The sequence below is a fragment of the Comamonas aquatica genome (assembly GCF_018064205.1).
Classification (GTDB): domain Bacteria; phylum Pseudomonadota; class Gammaproteobacteria; order Burkholderiales; family Burkholderiaceae_C; genus Comamonas; species Comamonas aquatica.
Genome location: NZ_CP072916.1, coordinates 649,902 through 669,124, shown reverse-complemented (window position 1 = coordinate 669,124; position 19,223 = coordinate 649,902). Strand labels below are relative to the sequence as shown.

The 19,223-nt window shown below is 64.2% G+C and carries 18 protein-coding genes and 1 pseudogene; 10 read left to right on the top strand and 9 right to left on the bottom strand.

Going from position 1 to position 19,223, the window contains the following annotated elements; all coding sequences use genetic code 11:
- Nucleotides 1–162: 162 nt before the first annotated feature.
- The 3 genes from dxs to xseB all read right to left on the bottom strand — a co-directional run bounded on the left by dxs (nucleotide 163) and on the right by xseB (nucleotide 3,356).
- Nucleotides 163–2,064, bottom strand: coding sequence for a 1-deoxy-D-xylulose-5-phosphate synthase (dxs, locus tag KAQ61_RS03120; protein ID WP_210930463.1), 1,902 nt, complete (start codon nucleotides 2,062–2,064; stop codon nucleotides 163–165).
- 98 nt (nucleotides 2,065–2,162) lie between these two features.
- The gene (locus tag KAQ61_RS03115) at nucleotides 2,163–3,098 is read right to left on the bottom strand and encodes a polyprenyl synthetase family protein (protein WP_210930462.1); all 936 of its coding nucleotides are present in this window, start codon (nucleotides 3,096–3,098) and stop codon (nucleotides 2,163–2,165) included.
- 9 nt (nucleotides 3,099–3,107) lie between these two features.
- Nucleotides 3,108–3,356, bottom strand: coding sequence for an exodeoxyribonuclease VII small subunit (gene xseB, locus KAQ61_RS03110; RefSeq protein WP_043385897.1), 249 nt, complete (start codon nucleotides 3,354–3,356; stop codon nucleotides 3,108–3,110).
- Nucleotides 3,357–3,675: 319 nt separating this feature from the next.
- Between xseB and KAQ61_RS03105 the strand changes: the two genes are divergently transcribed.
- From KAQ61_RS03105 to dnaG, 6 genes are all read left to right on the top strand, one after another.
- Nucleotides 3,676–4,815: an aromatic ring-hydroxylating oxygenase subunit alpha gene (locus KAQ61_RS03105; RefSeq protein WP_210930461.1), complete on the top strand. Its 1,140-nt coding sequence runs from the start codon at nucleotides 3,676–3,678 to the stop codon at nucleotides 4,813–4,815.
- A gap of 117 nt (nucleotides 4,816–4,932) precedes the next feature.
- Complete coding sequence (locus KAQ61_RS03100) at nucleotides 4,933–5,850, top strand: DMT family transporter (RefSeq protein ID WP_210930460.1); 918 nt, start codon at nucleotides 4,933–4,935, stop codon at nucleotides 5,848–5,850.
- Between the two features lie 69 nt (nucleotides 5,851–5,919).
- On the top strand, nucleotides 5,920–6,822 hold the full coding sequence (locus KAQ61_RS03095; RefSeq protein ID WP_210930459.1) for a sulfurtransferase: 903 nt from the start codon (nucleotides 5,920–5,922) through the stop codon (nucleotides 6,820–6,822).
- A 413-nt stretch (nucleotides 6,823–7,235) separates the two neighbouring features.
- Entirely contained in the window at nucleotides 7,236–7,562 is a 327-nt protein-coding gene (flhD, locus tag KAQ61_RS03090) for a flagellar transcriptional regulator FlhD (RefSeq protein WP_043385911.1), read from the top strand.
- 36 nt (nucleotides 7,563–7,598) lie between these two features.
- Nucleotides 7,599–8,141: a flagellar transcriptional regulator FlhC gene (gene flhC, locus KAQ61_RS03085; protein ID WP_042415514.1), complete on the top strand. Its 543-nt coding sequence runs from the start codon at nucleotides 7,599–7,601 to the stop codon at nucleotides 8,139–8,141.
- A gap of 147 nt (nucleotides 8,142–8,288) precedes the next feature.
- Nucleotides 8,289–10,301: a DNA primase gene (gene dnaG, locus KAQ61_RS03080; RefSeq protein WP_210930458.1), complete on the top strand. Its 2,013-nt coding sequence runs from the start codon at nucleotides 8,289–8,291 to the stop codon at nucleotides 10,299–10,301.
- 21 nt (nucleotides 10,302–10,322) lie between these two features.
- Here dnaG and KAQ61_RS03075 read toward each other — a convergent pair whose 3' ends face one another.
- Both KAQ61_RS03075 and KAQ61_RS18670 read right to left on the bottom strand, forming a co-directional pair.
- Nucleotides 10,323–10,619, bottom strand: a complete 297-nt coding sequence (locus tag KAQ61_RS03075; protein ID WP_210930457.1) for a hypothetical protein — start codon at nucleotides 10,617–10,619, stop codon at nucleotides 10,323–10,325.
- Nucleotides 10,620–10,759: 140 nt separating this feature from the next.
- On the bottom strand, nucleotides 10,760–10,921 hold the full coding sequence (locus KAQ61_RS18670; RefSeq protein ID WP_225890490.1) for a hypothetical protein: 162 nt from the start codon (nucleotides 10,919–10,921) through the stop codon (nucleotides 10,760–10,762).
- Nucleotides 10,922–10,934: 13 nt separating this feature from the next.
- Here KAQ61_RS18670 and rpoD point away from each other — a divergent pair, with 13 nt between their 5' ends.
- Entirely contained in the window at nucleotides 10,935–13,241 is a 2,307-nt protein-coding gene (gene rpoD, locus KAQ61_RS03070; protein WP_244982966.1) for an RNA polymerase sigma factor RpoD, read from the top strand.
- A 170-nt stretch (nucleotides 13,242–13,411) separates the two neighbouring features.
- On the opposite strand, the gene KAQ61_RS03065 is transcribed toward rpoD, so the two are convergent.
- Complete coding sequence (locus KAQ61_RS03065; RefSeq protein ID WP_210930455.1) at nucleotides 13,412–14,653, bottom strand: CaiB/BaiF CoA transferase family protein; 1,242 nt, start codon at nucleotides 14,651–14,653, stop codon at nucleotides 13,412–13,414.
- 332 nt (nucleotides 14,654–14,985) lie between these two features.
- On the opposite strand from KAQ61_RS03065, the gene KAQ61_RS03060 reads away from it, so the two are divergent.
- The 3 genes and pseudogenes from KAQ61_RS03060 (at nucleotide 14,986) to KAQ61_RS18660 (ending at nucleotide 16,081) form a co-directional block, all read left to right on the top strand.
- Nucleotides 14,986–15,291 (top strand): winged helix-turn-helix transcriptional regulator, encoded by a 306-nt coding sequence (locus KAQ61_RS03060; protein ID WP_042415506.1) that lies wholly within the window; start codon nucleotides 14,986–14,988, stop codon nucleotides 15,289–15,291.
- 97 nt (nucleotides 15,292–15,388) lie between these two features.
- Nucleotides 15,389–15,733: pseudogene (locus KAQ61_RS18665) on the top strand (FKBP-type peptidyl-prolyl cis-trans isomerase); the annotation flags it as partial.
- On the top strand, nucleotides 15,728–16,081 hold the full coding sequence (locus KAQ61_RS18660; protein WP_244983048.1) for an FKBP-type peptidyl-prolyl cis-trans isomerase: 354 nt from the start codon (nucleotides 15,728–15,730) through the stop codon (nucleotides 16,079–16,081). The pseudogene KAQ61_RS18665 and the gene KAQ61_RS18660, both read left to right, overlap by 6 nt.
- Before the next feature lie 81 nt (nucleotides 16,082–16,162).
- Here KAQ61_RS18660 and KAQ61_RS03050 read toward each other — a convergent pair whose 3' ends face one another.
- The 3 genes from KAQ61_RS03050 to KAQ61_RS03040 form a co-directional block, all read right to left on the bottom strand.
- Nucleotides 16,163–16,612, bottom strand: coding sequence for a hypothetical protein (locus KAQ61_RS03050; RefSeq protein WP_210930454.1), 450 nt, complete (start codon nucleotides 16,610–16,612; stop codon nucleotides 16,163–16,165).
- 180 nt (nucleotides 16,613–16,792) lie between these two features.
- Nucleotides 16,793–18,886 (bottom strand): VC_2705 family sodium/solute symporter, encoded by a 2,094-nt coding sequence (locus KAQ61_RS03045; protein WP_210930453.1) that lies wholly within the window; start codon nucleotides 18,884–18,886, stop codon nucleotides 16,793–16,795.
- Nucleotides 18,864–19,208, bottom strand: coding sequence for a DUF4212 domain-containing protein (locus tag KAQ61_RS03040; RefSeq protein ID WP_210930452.1), 345 nt, complete (start codon nucleotides 19,206–19,208; stop codon nucleotides 18,864–18,866). The genes KAQ61_RS03045 and KAQ61_RS03040 overlap by 23 nt, the downstream gene beginning before the upstream one ends.
- Between the last annotated feature and the right edge of the window lie 15 nt (nucleotides 19,209–19,223).

Below are 19,223 nucleotides of genomic sequence, written 5' to 3'. Positions count from 1 at the left end.
AGCTGCCGCAGGCAAAGCTGCCCCCTGTGCGCAAACGGCCCAGGGGGTGTGCAAAATTCTAGGAAGGGAAAAGGAGAAAACCGTTGGGGGTAAACCCCCGAAGCCGGCGAGTCTTCAGCCAAATGTCAGACAGGCATGGACCCGCGCGACCCTCCGGACACCTTAGGCTTGGGTGTGCAAAAAGCGCTGGCGGATGGCCCGCTCGATCCCTGCGGCATCCAGCCCTTGCAAGGCCAGCAGCTTGGCGGGATCCCCGTGCTCGATGAAGCGATCCGGCAGGCCCAGGTGCAGCACCGGCAAAGTGATACCAGCGACCGCCAGGGCCTCAGACACCGCAGCGCCCGCACCGCCGGGGATGCAGCCCTCCTCCACGGTCACCAGCACATCGTGGCCCTGTGCCAGCTCCAGCACCAGCGCCTCGTCCAGCGGCTTGGCCCAGCGCATGTTGGCCACCGTCGCATCCAGCGACTGACCAGCCTCCAGGGCCGGGTACAGCAGGGTCCCGAACGCCAGGATGGCGATGCGGGGCGCCGCGCCCGGCTCGGTCTGGCGTGGTGCTGCACTGTGGCGACGCACCTCACCCTTGCCGAACGGCAGCGCGGACAGATCCGGCAAAGGCTCCACGCCCACGCCGGCGCCACGCGGATAGCGCACGCACACCGGGTGGTCCTGCTCGTAGGCCGTGGTCAGCAGCTGGCGGCACTCGCGCTCATCGGCGGGGCAGGCCATGCTCATGTTCGGGATGCAGCGCACAAAGGCGATGTCGTAGGCCCCGGCGTGCGTGGCACCATCGGCCCCCACCAGACCAGCGCGGTCCAGCGCAAACACCATGGGCAGGTTCTGCAGGGCCACGTCATGGATCATCTGGTCATAGGCGCGCTGCAGGAAGGTGGAGTAGATCGCCACCACGGGCTTCACGCCTTCGCAGGCCATGCCGGCCGCAAAGGTCACGGCGTGCTGCTCGGCAATCCCGACGTCGTAGTAGCGATCGGGAAAGCGCTTTTCAAACTCCACCATGCCCGAGCCTTCGCGCATGGCGGGCGTGATGCCGACCAGGCGCTCGTCCTGGGCCGCCATGTCGCACAGCCACTGGCCGAAGATCTGGGTGAAGGTGGGCTTGGCCGGTACGCCGCTCTTGACGATGCCGACCTTGGGGTCGAACTTGCCGGGGCCGTGGTAGGTGACTGGATCGGCTTCGGCCAGCTTGTAGCCATGGCCCTTCTTGGTCACCACATGCAGGAATTGCGGACCGTCCAGGCTGCGGATGTTTTCCAGCGTGGGGATCAGGGAATCGAGGTCGTGGCCGTCGATCGGACCGATGTAGTTGAAGCCGAAGTTCTCGAACATGGTGGCCGGCACCACCATGCCCTTGGCATGCTGCTCCAGCCGCTTGGCCAGCTCCAGCAGCGGAGGCACCTGCTTGAGCACATTCTTGCCGACATTGCGGGCCGCTGCGTAGAACTGACCGCTCATGAGCTGCGCCAGATAGCGGTTCAGCGCCCCCACCGGCGGGCTGATGCTCATGTCGTTGTCGTTCAGGATGACCAGCAGGTTGCCATCCAGCACCCCGGCGTTGTTCATGGCTTCGAACGCCATGCCCGCAGTCATCGCCCCATCGCCGATCACCGCAATCGCCCGGCGATCCTCGCCCTTGCGCTTGGCGGCCATGGCCATGCCCAGGGCCGCAGAAATGCTGGTCGACGAATGCGCCGTGCCAAAGGTGTCGTACTCGCTTTCGCTGCGCAGCGGGAATCCGGAAATACCGCCCAGTTGGCGCAGCGTGGACATGCGGTCACGGCGACCGGTCAGGATCTTGTGCGGGTAGGTCTGGTGGCCCACGTCCCACACCACGCGGTCGTGCGGAGTGTCGAACACATAGTGCAGGGCCACCGTCAGCTCGACCGTGCCGAGGTTGGAGCTGAGGTGCCCACCGGTCTTGGACACGCTGTCCAGCACATAGGCCCGCAGTTCCTCGGACAGCGCCTTGAGCTCGCTGCGGGACAGGGTCCGCAGGTCAGACGGTGCATTCACTTTCTGCAGCAAAGGGTAAGCGTTTGTGGTCATCGGCTCATCAGGGGTAGGCGGCGGAGGGCATGGCGCACAGTGTGTGCAGACCTGCGCCACCAATCAATAGGAAAAATTCGACGTTGGCAGGCACGCACTCAATGCGAGCGCCCCACCACCATGTGGGCCAGGGCACTCAAGGCCTGCACATTCTGCAGGCCACTGTCCGCCAGGGCCTGCAAGGACTGCTGGTACAGGGACTGCGCGTAGGCCCGCGCAGACTCCAGCCCCATCAGGGAGACATAGGTCGGTTTGTCATTGTCGGCATCCTTGCCCGGGGTCTTGCCCAGCGTGGCGGCATCTGCCACCACGTCCAGAACATCATCGACCACCTGGAAGGCCAGGCCCAGCAACTGGGCGTAGCGCATCAAGGCTTGCTGGGCCGCATCAGAGACCGATCCACAGGCCATGCCCATGGCCACGCTGGCTTCCAGCAAGGCACCGGTCTTGAGGCTGTGCATGCGGCGCAGTTGCGCCTCCGTCAGCGACTGGCCGACACTGGCCAGGTCGATGGCCTGCCCGCCTGCCATGCCATGCGCTCCGGCAGCACGGGCCAGCAAACGGCACAGTTGGGCCTGCATGCTGGCGGGCACCTGCGCATCGGCGGGCGTCAGCAGCTCGAACGCCAGCACCTGCAGGGCGTCGCCGGCCAGCAGGGCCCGGGCTTCGCCGAACTGCACGTGCACCGTGGGCTTGCCCCGGCGCAGCACATCGTTGTCCATGCAGGGCATGTCGTCATGCACCAGGGAATAGGCGTGGATCAACTCCACCGCGCAGGCCGCGCGGGTGGCGGCCTGCGGCAGCCCTTGCACTGCCTGGGCGGCCGCCAGCACCAGCAGGGGGCGCAGGCGCTTGCCACCATCCAGCACGGCATAGCGCATGGCATCGCCCAAATCTGCCGGGGTATCCACGCCCACCCACTGGGACAGTGCCTGCTCCACATGGTGCAGCTGCGCCTTCATCCAGGACGTGAAGTCGAACTCGGAAGCCGCGGGGGAAAAGCGAGGGGAAGTAGTCAAAATCTGTGGTTCCATGTCTGGCCGTCAATCCTGCGACCATTGCTTGATCTGTCCCTCGTCCAGGGCACGGATCTGCGCCTCCACGGTATCGAGTTGCTGCCGGCAGAACTCCAGCAGGAAAGAGGCGCGGCGATAGCCCTGCATCATCTCACCCAGGGGCAGTTGACCGGACTCCATGGCCACGGCCAGTTCTTCAAGCTCCGCCAGCGCCAGCTCGTAGCTTTCAGGTGGCGTGGATATCTCGGAGACGGCTTTGGTCTTCGCCTTGGGCATGGGGATGTTCGCGGGATTGGAAAGCCTTTGATTTTAGGCTGCCAAGGCGTGCGACCACCCTGGAGAACATACACCCCAGCCAGCGGGAGCGAAATTTGACCGTGCCACGGCCCAAGCGGTTGATATAAATACACATAACCGATCGGCGGGAATAACCCCACCGCTTACAATCCCATTCCCGTCCAACCGGCCCTCCGCCTTGTGCATTGACGGACAAAGCTTCATGCATCTGTCCTGTTGCGCTGTGGCATGGCCGGTTTTATTTTTTCACCCGTGCACGATGCACCTCCCTGTGGGGAGTCTTTAGGTCAGGTCACCCATGTCTGATTTAAGTCTTCAACTGCAGCAGGCCGCAAGCCAACTACCAGTTTCAAGCTATTTCGATGCCGCGCTGTTCCAGCGCGAGATGGAAACCATCTTCCAGCAAGGGCCCCGCTACGTCGGCAGCAGTGTGTCGGTGCCGGAGATCGGCGACTACTACGCCCTGCCGCAGGAACACGAAGGCCGCGCCCTGGTCCGCAACGACCAGGGCCAGATCGAACTGATCTCCAACATCTGCCGCCATCGCCAGGCGGTCATGCTCAAGGGCCGGGGCAACCTGAAAACCGAAGGCAAGGGCCACGCCGGCGGCAACATCGTCTGCCCGCTGCACCGCTGGACCTACAGCACCAGCGGCGAGCTGCTGGGTGCGCCGCATTTCAGCCACGATCCCTGCCTGCACCTGAACAACTACAAGCTGCGCGAGTGGAACGGCATGCTGTTCGAGGACAACGGCCGCGACGTGGCCGCCGACCTGGCCGGCATGGCACTGCGCGAGCAGCTGAGCTTTGACGGGCTGGTGCTGCACCACGTGGAAATGCACGAGTGCAACTACAACTGGAAGACCTTCATCGAGGTCTACCTGGAGGACTACCACGTCGGCCCCTTCCACCCCGGCCTGGGCAATTTCGTGACCTGCGACGACCTCCAGTGGGAGTTCGCCAAGGAGTACTCGGTACAGACCGTGGGCGTGGCCCCGACCTTCGGCAAGCCCGGCTCTGCGGTGTACAAGAAGTGGCACGACGTGCTGCTGCAGTACCGCAACGGGGAGCTGCCCGAGCGCGGCGCGATCTGGCTGACCTACTACCCGCACATCATGGTGGAGTGGTATCCGCACGTGCTGACGGTCTCCACCCTGCACCCCCTCAGCCCCACCAAGACCATGAACGTGGTGGAGTTCTACTACCCCGAGGAAATCGCGGCCTTCGAGCCCGAATTCATCGCAGCGCAGAAGGCGGCCTACATGGAAACCGCCATCGAGGACGATGAGATCGGCGAACGCATGGACGCCGGGCGCCGCGCCCTGATGGAACGGGGCGACAACGAGGTCGGCCCCTACCAAAGCCCCATGGAAGATGGCATGCAGCATTTCCATGAGTGGTATCGCCAAACAATGGGCGCGCACCTGCCACAGCGCTGAGCTTTTTTGCTACGCTCTCCAGAGCTGCCAACGCCCGTCCGTCGGGCGCTGGCAGCTTTTTTCATAGGCAAGAACGGCGGGCCGTTCTGCACAACACAACAGTCAGGGACGGCGCTCATGCAAGTGCTATGGATGGTGGTGGGGGCGTTTCTGTTCGCCACCATGGGGGTCTGCATCAAGTACGCGGCGGTGCATTTCCACACCGCAGAAATCGTGTTCTACCGTGGCCTGATCGGCATGCTCGCCATGTGGCTGCTCAGCGCCTCCCAAGGCGTATCCCTGAAAACCCGCCACCCTTGGATGCACGCCTGGCGCAGCCTGATCGGCGTCACGGCCATGGGCTGCTGGTTCTACGCCATCACCCAGATGCCGCTGGCCAGCGCCATGACCCTCAACTACATGAGCAGCATCTGGATTGCCGTGTTCCTGCTCGCCGGTGCCCTGTGGTCGCTGCACCCGCGCAGCGGCCGCACACCGCAACCGCTGAATGTGCCGCTGCTGCTGACCATCGTGGCGGGTTTTGTGGGCGTGGTGCTGATGCTGCAGCCCAGCTTTGCCCAGGAGCAGACCACCGCCGCGCTGATCGGCCTGGGTTCCGGGGTGCTGTCGGCCATGGCCTATATGCAGGTCGTGGCGCTGTCGCGCATGGGCGAGCCCGAATCTCGCACCGTGTTCTTCTTTGGTCTGGGCTGCACCCTGCTGGGCCTGGTCGCCAGCGGCATCACCGGTTTTTCCGCCTGGCCCGGCTGGCAAGCCAGCCTGTGGCTGCTGCCCATCGGCCTGCTGGCCGCCGGCGGCCAGCTGTGCATGACGCGCGCCTATGCCCAGGCCAAGACCGCACGCGGCACCCTGGTGGTGGCCAACCTGCAGTACTCCGGCATTGTGTTTGCCGGCCTGTACAGCCTGTTCTGGTTCCACGACAGCCTGGGCTGGGAAGGCTGGCTGGGCATGCTGCTGATTGTGGCCAGCGGCATCGCAGCCACCATCTTCCGCGCACGCGGCGCGGCAGTACCGGCCAAGGCCGCAGGCCGGTGAACCACGGCCTGTGCCGCAGGGCCGATTCCGTCCCACAATGTGCGCTGACAGAACTTTGAGAACACGGTCATGACCTATACCACCCTGATCATCCCGGCCCAATTGCAAGCCCTGGCAAGCAGTGGTCAACCCCACATGGTGTTCGATTGCAGCTTTGATCTGGGCAACCCACCGGCTGGGCGGCAGCAATACCTGCAGGCCCACATCCCAGGCGCCGTGCACGCCGATCTGGACCAGCACCTGAGCGCCCGCCACGGGGCCCCCGGCAAGGACGGGCAGGTGCACACGGCAGCCACCGACCAGCCCGCCTCCGGCGGTCGCCACCCCCTGCCCAGCCGCGAGCGCTTTGCCCAATGGCTGTCGTCCATCGGCTTTCGCAACGACATGCAGGCCGTGGTCTATGACCGCCAAGGCTGCAACTTCTGTGGCCGTCTGTGGTGGATGCTCAAATGGGCCGGCCATGACGCCGTGGCCGTGCTGGATGGCGGCCTGCCAGCCTGGACCGCCGCAGGCGGCGCCACCAGCCAGGGCGACGAGCCCTCGCACTTCCAGTCCAACTTTGCCCTGCACGACAGCCTGCGCCAGTTGGTGACGGCCGACGAGGTCGAAGCCCACCTGCAGCAGCCCGAGCGCCAGACCCTGATCGATGCGCGCGCCCCGGCCCGTTACCGTGGCGAGGTCGAGCCCCTGGACCCTGTCGCCGGCCACATTCCCGGCGCGCTGAACCGCCCCTTCTCCGAGAACATCGCCCTGGATGGCCGCTTCAAGCCCCAGGCACTGCTCAAGGCCGAGTTCGATGCCCTGCTGCAAGGCCGTGACCCGGCCACGGTGGTCCACCAGTGCGGCAGCGGTGTCAGCGCCCTGCCCAACCTGCTGGCGATGGAGATTGCAGGATTTCCACCGACACGGCTGTTTGCCGGCAGCTGGAGCGAATGGTGCAGCCATCCAGCACGCCCGGTCGCCAAAGGTTAACAACTTTTTCCCTGTGGAACAGGGGGGTGTTTGCACCTTTTTCAGGAGCATTACCCCCTGCAAAATAGGGCACCATACACGTATGCACTGATTAAACGTGGTTAACAATTGAAGCGTTTGGAAAGCGGCTTTTTCCCCGTTTGATTGCCACTTCAAAATTGTCACAAAACAGTTACATTTACTGCACTGCACGCCATGTGCAGGGTTTTGTGTAAGAAAAAATCCTACATCCTGTTGGCAACAACCAGACATGGTCTGGATGCCAACCAGACACTGCGCACCGGCGCACCCCGACTCCATTTTCTGCAGGCCCAGCCGCAGAATTCATTCCATCAGATCGCCACTTGCTTGCAAGCACAGGCGGCAGCCCCTCGAGGCCCATTTGAAGCTGGAAACTGGAAAAGGATGTAGCCATGAATGACGAACAACTGCTCGCTGAGATCCGCGAAGCCAACCTCACCTACCTGATGCTGGCGCAGACAATGATCCGCAAGGACAAGGCCGAAGCCGTGTTCCGCCTGGGTCTAAGCGAAGAAGCCTGTGACATTCTGGGCACCCTGTCCGCAGCCCAAGTGCTGAAGATTGCCTCCCGCAACACCTTGCTGTGCAGCTTCCGCGTTGACGATGAAATGGTCTGGAACCTGCTGACCAACCACAGCAGCAACAAGATCGGCAACGAAGCCACCAACGCCCTGCACGCCAACATCCTGATGGCCAGCCGCGTCTCCGAAGTGCTATAAGCCGCTTCGACCGATCACCGCCTACGGAGTCTCGCCATGTCCGCGCCCGCCAAAAGTGTTCTGAACGAATCCAAGCAAATCGAACGTGCTGCCATGCTCATCCAGATGGGTGCCCGCATGCAGGTGCTGGAGTCAGAAACCACGCTGTCCTACGAACGCCTGATCCGCCTGTACAAGGAGATCGCCGGCAAGTCGCCCTCCAAAGGCCAGCTGCCTTTCTCGACCGACTGGTTCCTGACCTGGCAGGAGAACATCCACAGCTCGCTGTTCCTGAACATCTATGAATACCTGTCCAAGGGCGTGGATGCCGACCCTGTCGAGGTGCTGACCAAGGCCTACCGCCTGTACACCGAGCAGGTCACGGCCTCGCAACTGGACTGCCTGCTGTCCTTCACCCGCGCCTGGCGCCTGGTGAAGTTCGTGGACGCCAACATGCTGACCCGCACCAAGTGCAGCAAATGCGGTGGCATGTTTGTCTCCGAACTGTATGAAAACGCCCGCCATTTCGAGTGTGGCCTGTGCAACCCACCCGCCCGCGCCGGCAAGAGCAAGAGCGCAGGCGCCCTGATGCTGCACTGATCCGCAGCCGCAATCCTTTCCCCTTCTTTGACAGCCCGGCCATGCCGGGCTTTTTTTGCGCCATCACCCCCGCAGGCTGTCGGCTTTTTGCGTGGGCATGCCCGCCGCCCGTGACGCGCGCCAGGCGCATACGGGACAATAGCGCCCGTGTCCATTCCCCAATCCTTCATCCAAGAGCTGTTGTCCCGCGTCGATGTCGTCGACGTGGTGGGTCGCTACGTGCAGCTCAAAAAAGGCGGCGCCAACTTCATGGGGCTGTGCCCCTTCCACGGCGAAAAGTCCCCCTCCTTCAGCGTCAGCCCGTCCAAGCAGTTCTACCACTGCTTCGGCTGTGGCAAGAACGGCAATGCCATCGGCTTTCTGATGGAGCATGCGGGCATGGGCTTCGTGGAAGCCGTGAACGACCTAGCCGGCCAGGTCGGCATGGTCGTGCCGCAGGAGGACATCAGCCCGCAGGAGCGCGAGCGCCAGGCCGCCGCCAAACTCAAGCAGGCCACCCTGAACGACGTGCTGGAACGCGCCGGCAATGCCTACCGCCACCAGCTCAAGGAGCACGCGCACGCGGTGCAGTACCTCAAGCAGCGCGGGGTCTCGGGCGCCATCTCCAGCAAGTACGGACTGGGCTATGCCCCGCCGGGCTGGCGCAACCTGGCCAGCGTGTTCCCGGAATATGACGACCCGCAGCTGCAGGAAAGCGGCCTGGTCATCGTCGGCGAGGACGACGACAAGCGCTACGACCGCTTCCGCGACCGCATCATGTTCCCAATCCGCAACGTCAAGGGCGAATGCATCGGTTTTGGCGGGCGCGTGCTGGGGGACGAGAAACCCAAATACCTGAACTCGCCCGAAACCCCGCTGTTCCACAAGGGGCGCGAGCTGTACGGCCTGTTCGAGGCGCGCGATGCCCTGCGCAGCATGGGCTACGTGCTGATCACCGAAGGCTACATGGACGTGGTCGCCCTGGCGCAGCTGGGCTTTCCGAATGCCGTGGCCACCCTGGGCACGGCCTGCACCAACGACCACGTGCAGAAACTGTTCCGCTTCACCGACTCCGTGGTCTTCAGCTTTGACGGCGATGCCGCCGGCCGCCGCGCCGCGCACAAGGCGCTGGAAGCCGCCCTGCCCTACGCCAACGACACGCGCAGCGTGAAATTCCTGTTTCTGCCGGCCGAGCACGATCCCGACAGCTTCATCCGCGAGCACGGCAGCGACGCTTTCGCCCGCCATGTCGCCAATGCCCTGCCACTGAGCCAGTTCCTGCTCGAGGCGGCCAGTGCCGAGTGCGACCTGGGCCAGGCCCAGGGCCGCGCCAAGCTGTCCAGCCAGGCCCGTCCGTTGTGGAATTTGCTGCCCGACGGCGCCTTCAAGCGCCTGGTGCTGGGCGAGCTGGCCGCCAAGATCCAGATCGACACGCGCGAGCTGTCGGAGCTGTGGGCCCAGGCCGAAGCCCAGGACAAACGCTTCCAGCGCGGCGGCGCCCGGCCCGCCCCCAGCCACAGCCCGTACGACGCGCCGCCCCATGCCCCGGCCGCGCCCAACTGGGTGCAGGAATTCGCCCCCAGCGGCCACACCAGCCCCTATGGCGACCGCTGGCGCGGCACGGGCAATGGCAGCCGCAACGGCGCCCCCCGCGGCGAATGGAAGCGTGGCAGCAAGTTCGGCCGCCCCCAGGACAGCTGGCCCGCGCCCTCCCTGGGGCCGCGCGTGGCACCGTCCACCGCCCCCGACCAGGCGGTGCGCCTGCTGCTGTCGCAGATGAAATTCCTCGAACAGCTGGACAACGACGACCTGGACACCCTGGCCCACCAGCCGGCACCGCACGGCCCGCTGTTCGCCTGGATCGAAAGCCAGTTCCAGGAACATGGCCCCCAACCCTGGGCTGTGCTGCAGGAGCGCCTGCGCGACAGCGTGCATGGCACCTTCGCACTGCAACTCATGGAAGGGCCGCACGGCCACCCCGAGGGCGAGGAAGCGGAACAACTGCAGGAGCTGCGCAACATCCTGGCACCGCTGCTGGCCAAGCGTATCGAAATCCTGGAGACCGAAGCCCTGAAGGCCTACGCCGCCAACCCGTCGGACAGCGCCATCAAGGCCCATTACCTGGCCCTGGTGGAGCGCCGCAAGCTGCTGCGGGATCGTGTCACTTCCAGGCCTGAGTAAGGACACTCGGTCCTTCCTACTTCAAAAAGCAGAGCTGTTAGCGCTTGTGAAAGCTTCATTTCCAATTGATTTCATAAGTAAACGATGAATTGACAAGCGCCGGAAGCTCTTATTTTTGAAAAACAGTTTTGATTTGCCCTGCATCGCCCTCTGACAGCCGCCAATTTGGCGAGGGTGCGAAAAATATTTACAGAAAATACGCGCCAACCTCTTGCAATTTGGCGCAAACGCTATAATTAGGCAATCATCGGCAAGAGCGACAGCAGCACCTCCGGTCCGGGCCCCGTGATAGACGTCACGTGTCAGCAGCAACTGCATGGCCCAATTCCCGCAAGGACTGCACACCAAATGATCGCCCAGACATCTTGCCTTGGGAGCTGTTCGCTCCCGGCATGCCCTAGGCATGCTTGTGCGCCGGGTTAGGTGGCGCTTGCATTTTTCCTTTGTGTGTCCGCTTTTCACCAAGAGGTTTTCATGCCCGTTGCAAAGTCCGCGAAGATGTCCAAGCAGGCGCCCGACGCTACCGCGAAGCCCAAAACTTCCAAAACCACGGCCGCTGCCAGCACGGCAGCCACCGTGAAGAAGTCTGCTGCCACCTCCACCCAGGCAGCCGCTTCCAAGAAAGATTCCGATATGGCGACTTTGTCCCAAGCTGAACTGAAAGCCATGGCCGACGCCCTGCTGGCCGAAAGCACTCCGAAACGCGGTCGCAAGAAAGCGGCCGAAGGCGACGAGGCCCCCGCAGCCAAGAAGCCTGCGGCCAAGAAAGCAGCGGCCCCCAAGGCCGAGGCCGTAGAAGCCAAGCCCGCGGCCGCCAAGAAGACGCCTGCCAAGGCAGCCAAGGCCCCTGCCGAAGCCAAGGTTCCCGCCAAGCGCGGCCGCAAGCCCAAGGCTAAGGAAGAGTCCGAGATCGACGAAGATCTGGGTGACTTCGACGCCGATGCCGACATCGAAGCGGATGCCGAGACCGAAGTGGAAGTCGAGGCCGAAGTGGTCGAGACCGGCACCACCGAGAAGGCCAAGCCCCTGCGCATGAAGATCAGCAAGGCGAAGGAACGCGCCTTGATGAAGGAATTCGGCCTGGACGAAACCGTCCTGACCGAAGAGGAAATGAACACCCGCCGCCAGCGTCTGAAGATGCTGATCAAGCTGGGCAAGACCCGCGGCTACCTGACCCACGCCGAAATCAACGACCACCTGCCCGACAAGCTGGTCGATGCGGAAACGCTGGAAGTCGTGGTCTCCATGCTCAACGACATGGGCGTGGCGGTGTACGAGCAGACGCCCGACGCCGAAACCCTGCTGCTGAACAACACCGGCCAGTCCGCCACCACCGAAGAGGAAGCGGAAGAGGAGGCCGAAGCCGCCCTGTCCACCGTGGACTCGGAATTCGGCCGCACCACCGACCCCGTGCGCATGTACATGCGTGAAATGGGCACGGTGGAACTGCTGACCCGTGAAGGCGAAATCGAAATCGCCAAGCGCATCGAAGGCGGTCTGATGGACATGATGGAGGCGATCTCCGCCTCCCCCGCCACCATCGCTGAAGTGCTGGGCATGGCCGCCGAAATCCGCGAAGGCAAGGTCGTGATCTCGGCCATCGTTGACGGCTTCGTGAACGCCGACGAAAACGACGACTACGTGGCCGAAGAAGACTTCGACGAATACGACGAAGAGGACGACGACGACGGCAAGGGCGGCTCCAAGGCCATGACCCGCCGCCTCGAAGAGCTGAAGAACGAAGCCCTGTCGCGCTTCGACAAGATCGCCGAGCATTTCGAGAAGTTGCGCAAGGCCTACGACAAGGACGGCTGGGGTTCGCCCGCGTACAACAAGGTGCAGAAGGCCATCACCGACGAGCTGATGACCATCCGCTTCACGGCCAAGACCATCGAGAAGCTGTGCGATCTGGTGCGCGCACAGGTGGACGATGTGCGCAAGAAGGAACGCGAGCTGCGCAAGATCATCGTCGACAAGTGCCGCATGCCGCAGGAAATCTTCATCAAGGAATTCCCGCCCAACCTGCTGAACCTGAAGTGGGTGGAAGAGCACGCCGCAGCCGGCAAGGCCTGGAGCAATGTGCTGTCGCGCAACATCCCGCCCGTGCAGGAGCTGCAGCAGAACCTGATTGATCTGCAGGCCCGCGTGGTCGTGCCGCTGGAAGAGCTCAAGAGCATCAACAAGCGCATGAACGAAGGCGAGCGCAACAGCCGCTTTGCCAAGAAGGAGATGATCGAGGCCAACCTGCGCCTGGTGATCTCGATTGCCAAGAAGTACACCAACCGCGGTCTGCAGTTCCTGGACCTGATCCAGGAAGGCAACATCGGTCTGATGAAGGCCGTGGACAAGTTCGAATACCGCCGCGGCTACAAGTTCTCGACCTACGCCACCTGGTGGATCCGCCAGGCCATCACACGCTCGATCGCCGACCAGGCGCGCACCATCCGCATCCCGGTGCACATGATCGAGACCATCAACAAGATGAACCGCATCAGCCGCCAACACTTGCAAGAGTTTGGTTTTGAGCCCGATGCGTCCATCCTGGCCGAGAAGATGGAGATTCCTGAGGACAAGATCCGCAAGATCATGAAGATCGCCAAGGAGCCGATCTCCATGGAAACGCCGATTGGTGACGATGACGACAGCCACCTGGGTGACTTCATCGAAGACCAGGCCAACACCGCGCCCATCGAGGCCGCCATGCAGGCCGGCCTGCGCGACGTGGTCAAGGACATCCTGGATGGACTGACCCCGCGCGAAGCCAAGGTGCTGCGCATGCGCTTCGGCATCGAGATGTCCACCGACCACACGCTGGAAGAAGTGGGCAAGCAGTTCGACGTGACCCGCGAACGCATCCGCCAGATCGAGGCCAAGGCGCTGCGCAAGCTCAAGCACCCCAGCCGTTCGGACAAGCTGCGCAGCTTCATCGATTCGCTGTAAGCGCGCACGGCCCAAACGGCGCCACCCACCTGTCCTCGCGGCAGGTGGCGCCCAAACCAAAGGAGACCCGCGGGTCTCCTTTTTTCATGCCTGCCCACTCAAACCATAGCAGCCGGAGCTTGCTGCATCGGCGCTGCAGGCCGATTTCGTTCACATACCCAGCACAGGCATCAGGCCACGGCCTGCTGCTGGCGCATCACCTCGATCTCTGCTGCGCTGTAGCCCAGGCTGGTCAGCAGCTCGACCGTGTGCTCGCCCGCCTTGGGCGGGTTGCTGCGCACCGGCAGGCGCTCACCATCCATGCGCAGCGGCAGCAAGGTGGTTTTGGCCGTCTGGCCCGCCTTGTCGCCATCGCTGAGCACCACCTCGGCCAGGCCACCCGTGGCCAGCAGGTGCGGATCGTCGAACAATTGCTCGGGCCGTGAGATGGGGGCGTAGGGCAGTTGATGGTCTTCAAACACCTGGGCCAAGTGCGCCGCGCTGTGCTGTGCCAGCCGTTGGCGCAGATCGGGCATCAGCGTGGCGCGCGCCCGCACACGGTCGTTGTTGGTCTGCAGCGCCGGATCGGCCAGCAGGTCGTCAAAGCCCATGGCCGTGCAGAAGGTGCGCCACTGCGCATCGCTCACGGCCGCCAGGAAGATCTGCGTCCCGTCCTGGACGCTGAACACGTCGTACAGGCCCCAGGACGAGATCCGCTCGGGCATGGGCGCTGCCGGCTGGCCGGTCACCGCGTACTGCATCATGTGCTGGCCGACCAGGAAGACGTTGTTCTCGAACAGCGCCGCATCGATCTCCTGACCCTGGCCGGTTTGCGCGCGCTGCATCAGCGCAGCCATGGCGCCGATGGCGCCGAACATGCCACCCATGATGTCGTTCACGCTGCTGCCCGCGCGCAGCGGATCGCCCGGGCGGCCGGTCATGTAGGCCAGCCCACCCATCATCTGCACCACCTCGTCCAGTGCGGTGCGGTGCTCGTAGGGGCCAGGCAGAAAGCCGGTGTGGTTCACATAGATCAGGCCCGGGTTGAGCCGCGACAGGCTGGCATGGTCCAGGCCGTACTTCTTCATCACCCCGGGTTTGAAGTTCTGCAGCACCACGTCGGCACTCGCAGCCAGCCGGATGGCAGCCTGCACGCCCTCGGGCTGGCGCAGATCGATGGCCACGCTCTTCTTGTTGCGGTTGAACATGGGAAAGAAACCCGCCCCGGCGCCCAGCAGGTGGCGCGTGCGGTCGCCGTCCACCGGCTCCACCTTGATCACCTCGGCCCCCAAATCCGCCAGCACCATGCCGCACGCCGGCCCCATCACCATGTGGCTGAACTCCACCACGCGAATGCCTTGCAACGGCAGCGGCTTCGAAGGGGTGGAGGTGGCGCCGTGCGGCGCTAGGTCGGAGGGGGTGGTGTCGGTCATGTTCACAAAAAAATAGCAGAGATGGACGCAGCACGGCCGCGCCTAGGGTTTCCCCTGGAATTCGGGCATTCTAGAAAGCCCCCCTGGGCCCTTCACCCATGTTTTGGGCAATCCGGGCATCCCGGAACGTGATTCCCCCGGTGTGGGAACGTGGCAGCGCTACAACAAAAGCAGCGTTTTTGCGCACTTTCGGGCTTTACAGCCTAGCGATTCTTTGTCCCGAGCTACTAAACTTGTAGCAGACAGCATTCACAGCTATAGTCGATTCACGTTGGTTCGGGGCCAGCCTACAGCCCGGCCCATCCCCCATCTCAGCGCAAGGAGAAGCGTCCATGAGCTCTAAGGAAAACGCCGCCATCAACCAGTTGCTCGAAAAACTCGAGCGCCGCTACGCATTGCGCGTGCTGTGGGCACTGCGTGATGGGCATCCGCAAACCTTCCGTTTGCTGCAGGACAGCGTGGGCGGCATCACGCCCAACACCTTGAACACCCGCATCAAGGAACTGCGCGAAGAAGGCTTGATGGAACATGGCAACGACGGCTACACCGTCACCGCGTCGGGCCAGGACCTGCTCAAGCGCCTGAGCGATCTGCAGGCTTTTGCCACACGCTGGGCAGCCGCACGCGCGAAGAAGTAATCTACGCACTGCCGCTGCGGCAACCGCGACAGGCACCCGAGGTTTTGGACCGCCGGTGCCTTTTGTTTTTCTGTTTCGTCCACACAAGGAATTTTTCATGGCACTGACCACCACTGCCTCTGGCCTGCAATACGAAGACACCGTTGTCGGTCAGGGCGCCGAAGCCATCAGCGGCGCTGACGTCAAGGTGCATTACACCGGCTGGCTGTACCTGGATGGTGAGCAAGGTGCCAAGTTCGACTCCAGCAAGGACCGCCGCGAGCCTTTCGAGTTCACCCTGGACGACGGCATGGTGATCCGTGGCTGGGACGAAGGCGTGCAAGGCATGAAGGTGGGCGGCAAGCGCACCCTGATCATCCCCGCCGAACTGGGCTATGGCGCGCATGGCGCCGGCGGTGTGATCCCGCCCCACGCCACACTGAAGTTCGAGGTCGAGCTGCTGTCCACCAAGGCGGCCCCCGTGCTGCAGATCGAGGACACCGTGGTCGGCGAAGGTGCCGAAGCCACCCGCGGCAAGCGCGTGACCGTGCACTACACCGGCTGGCTGTACAAGGACGGCCAGCAAGGCGCCAAGTTCGACTCCAGCAAGGACCGCAACGACCCCTTCGTGTTCCAACTGGGCGCGGGCATGGTCATCAAGGGCTGGGACAAGGGCGTGCAAGGCATGAAGGTCGGCGGCAAGCGCACCCTGATCATCCCCCCGGAAATGGGCTATGGCGCCCGCGGCGCTGGCGGCGTGATTCCGCCCAACGCCACGCTGAAGTTTGACGTGGAACTGCTGGCCGTCTGAGCCCGCACACACTCCGCACAACACGGCCTGTCATCGACAGGCCGTTTTTTATGCCCTGGTGGGGGGGCGTGGAAGCCAGCCTCAGGCAAACAGCGCCTGCTCCAGCGGCACATAGGCCTGGGGGCCGACCGCGTCGCGGATCTTGGGGGCCACAGCGGCCAGCTGGTCAAAGCTGGTGGCGGCCTCCACCGACAGGTTCAGACGAAAGCCCGACAGGCCCAGCTTCCCCGTCAGCGCCACGGCCACCGGGTAGGCGTCGCGGTAGCGCTCCTGGGCAGAACGCGCCGAAGGGCTGGCGGCAGGCGCTGCTGCCGGCGAACTGTCCGGGGCCTCGGCCAGCAGGCCGGCCTGCACCAGGGTGTCGATGTCCGCCACGCCCAGGCCCAGGCCTTGCGTGACCTGCAGCACCTCGTCGACCGTGCGCAATCCATCGAACAGCAAAAAGGCCGAGCGCAGCTTGCCGGCCAGCTGTGCGCTGCGTGCCTTGAACGCCTGCTGGCCTGCCTCGGTCTTGATCAAACGCCGTCCCATCGCGCATCCCTCCGTTGCCCTTGTGGCAGACAGCATGGCACAGGCCCGCAGCAGGCCCCATTGGGGCAATCCAGGGACCGCGCACGGCAGGCGCTCATGAATACAGAGCACATTGCGTGCACCAGCTCTTAGTTTTCAGCCGTTTTTATTCCGAAAACCGCACCAGGCAAGCGCCAGCAGCTATCGTTGCAGCGATTCGCGCGGCCCCACCCAGCTCCACAGCAGGGTCACGGCCATGCCGGCCGCCACACCGAACACGCCGGAGGACACCGGCTGGATGCCCCACCACAGGCCATCGGCCAGCAGCACGGACGGCAACCAGTGCTGGACCATGGCGGTGTGCGACAGCATGTAGTACAGCGCCACGCCCAACCCGGCCAGCATGCCGGCCAGCGCCGCATAGCGGGTGACGCCGCGCCAGAAGATGCCCAGCACCATGGCCGGCACGAAGGCCGAGGCCGCCAGCGAGAACGACGCCGCCACCATGGCCAGGATGTCGGACGGCCGCTGCCCCGCAACCAGCGCCGCCAGCAGCGCCACCGCCATCAGCACGAACTTGGAGACGATGACCCGCTGCTCGGGCGAGGTCTTGCGTGGCCGGTCCTGGAAGTACAGGTCGCGCACCAGGGCGTTGCTGATGGTCAGCAGCAGGCCGTCGGCCGTGGACAGCGCCGCCGCCAGCCCGCCGGCGGCCACCAGGCCCGCCACCACATACGGCAGGCCGCCGATTTCCGGTGTCGCCAGCATGATCAGGTCGGCGCCCAGGCGCAGCTCGCCAAACTGCAGCACCCCGTCGCCGTTGACGTCCTCCACCGACAGCAGCGAGGCATCGACCCGCGCCCACTGCGCGATCCAGTTCGGCAGCTCGTCAAAACGCACGCCCACCAAGTTGTTCATCACCTCCAGCTTGATCAGCGCCGCCAGCGCCGGGGCCGTCAGGTACAGCAGGGCGATGAAGAACAGCGTCCACGCCACCGAGGTGCGCGCCGCCGACACCGAGGGCACGGTGTAGTAGCGCACCAGCAGGTGGGGCAGGCCGGCCGTGCCCACCATCAGGCAGAACATCAGCGCCAGGAAGTTGTTGCGTTCGTCGTTGAACTGCGCGCGCTCCGCGGGCGTGCCATCGGGGTCGCCACCGAAGGGCTGGCTGTGGCGCGGCAGGCCAGACAAGGGCTTGGCACGCTCACGGTACTCCTCCAGTTGCTGGCGCCAGCGCAGCTCGGCCTCCTGGGCGTTGCGCGGCAGGTTGGCGTACTCTCGGCTGGTGGCGACGATCTGGCCCACATCGCTGTTGACCGAGCGCAGATAGCGGATGCGTTCGTGCAGCACCAGCCGGTCGCGCTCCAGCGACAGCGGCACATCCACCAGCTTGGCCTCCAGCGCCTCGACCCGCGCCTGGTAGGCCTGGCGCACCGCCAGCTCCTGCGGCGACTGCAGCAGGGCATCCTCCAGCTCGGTGATCTTCTGCAGCTGGCTGGCATAGGCCACGGCCGCCACCGGATTGCCCAGCTGCTTGTACGCCAGCCAGGACACGGGAATCAGGAAGGCCAGCAGGATCACCACGTACTGCGCGACCTGGGTCCAGGTCACGGCGCGCATGCCGCCCAGGAACGAGCACAGCAGCACCCCGCCCAAGCCCAGCATGATGCCGATCTCGAACTGCACCCCGGTCAGGCGCGAGGCAATCAGCCCGACGCCGTAAATCTGCGCCACCACATAGGTGAACGAGCACAGCACCGATGCCAGGGCCGCCACCGTGCGCGGCCAGCGGCCACCGAAGCGGGCCTGGAAGAAATCCGGCAGGGTGTACAGCTGCATGGCGCGCAGGTGCGGGGCCACCAGCATGGCCACCAGGCAAAAGCCCCCGGTCCAGCCCAACAGATAGGCCAGGCCGCCCGGCTGGCCGGCGGTGCCGCCAAAGCCCTGCAGGTACAGCGCGCCCGACAGGCTGATGAAGGAGGCGGCACTCATCCAGTCGGCGGCGGCGGCCATGCCGTTGTAGACAGGAGGAATGCGACGGCCGGCAACATAGTATTCGTCGGCATCGCTGGTGCGTCCCCAGATGCCGATGGCGGCATACACCATGACCGGGACAAACAGGAAGATGGGGCCGATCCAGTGGCGCGACAGGCCACGGCCTTCGGCCCAGGCCATCAGCAGCAGAAAGCCGATCACGGCCAGGCTGTACAGGGCGACCCAACGATGGACACGCCACCGGTAGGCGCGGGCACGCGAGGAGGAAGAATTGGCGCTAACGCCGGAGGGGGTGGGCATGGGTGGTACGGGCAGCTGGCAAGGTGGCATCAGGTGCCGAGGCGCTGCGGCTCTCGAACCTGTCCATGACCACACAGTAAACCAGCGCGATCAGCATGAACATCAGGACAGCCCCTTGGGCGGCCATCCAGTAGCCCAGCTGCCAGCCTTGCACCCATGCCTGCAAGTCCCGCGCAAAAAAGCACACGCCAAACGAAAACACCACCCAGACCGCCAGCAAGATTGCCTTAAGCCACAGGTGGTGGGTGTCGTGCAGGTCGGGTGGCATCTGCCCCCCGCCTGCCGCCGGCCTGTCATGCACCTCGTCGTGAGAAAACTGCATCCCAGGCCTTTCGCG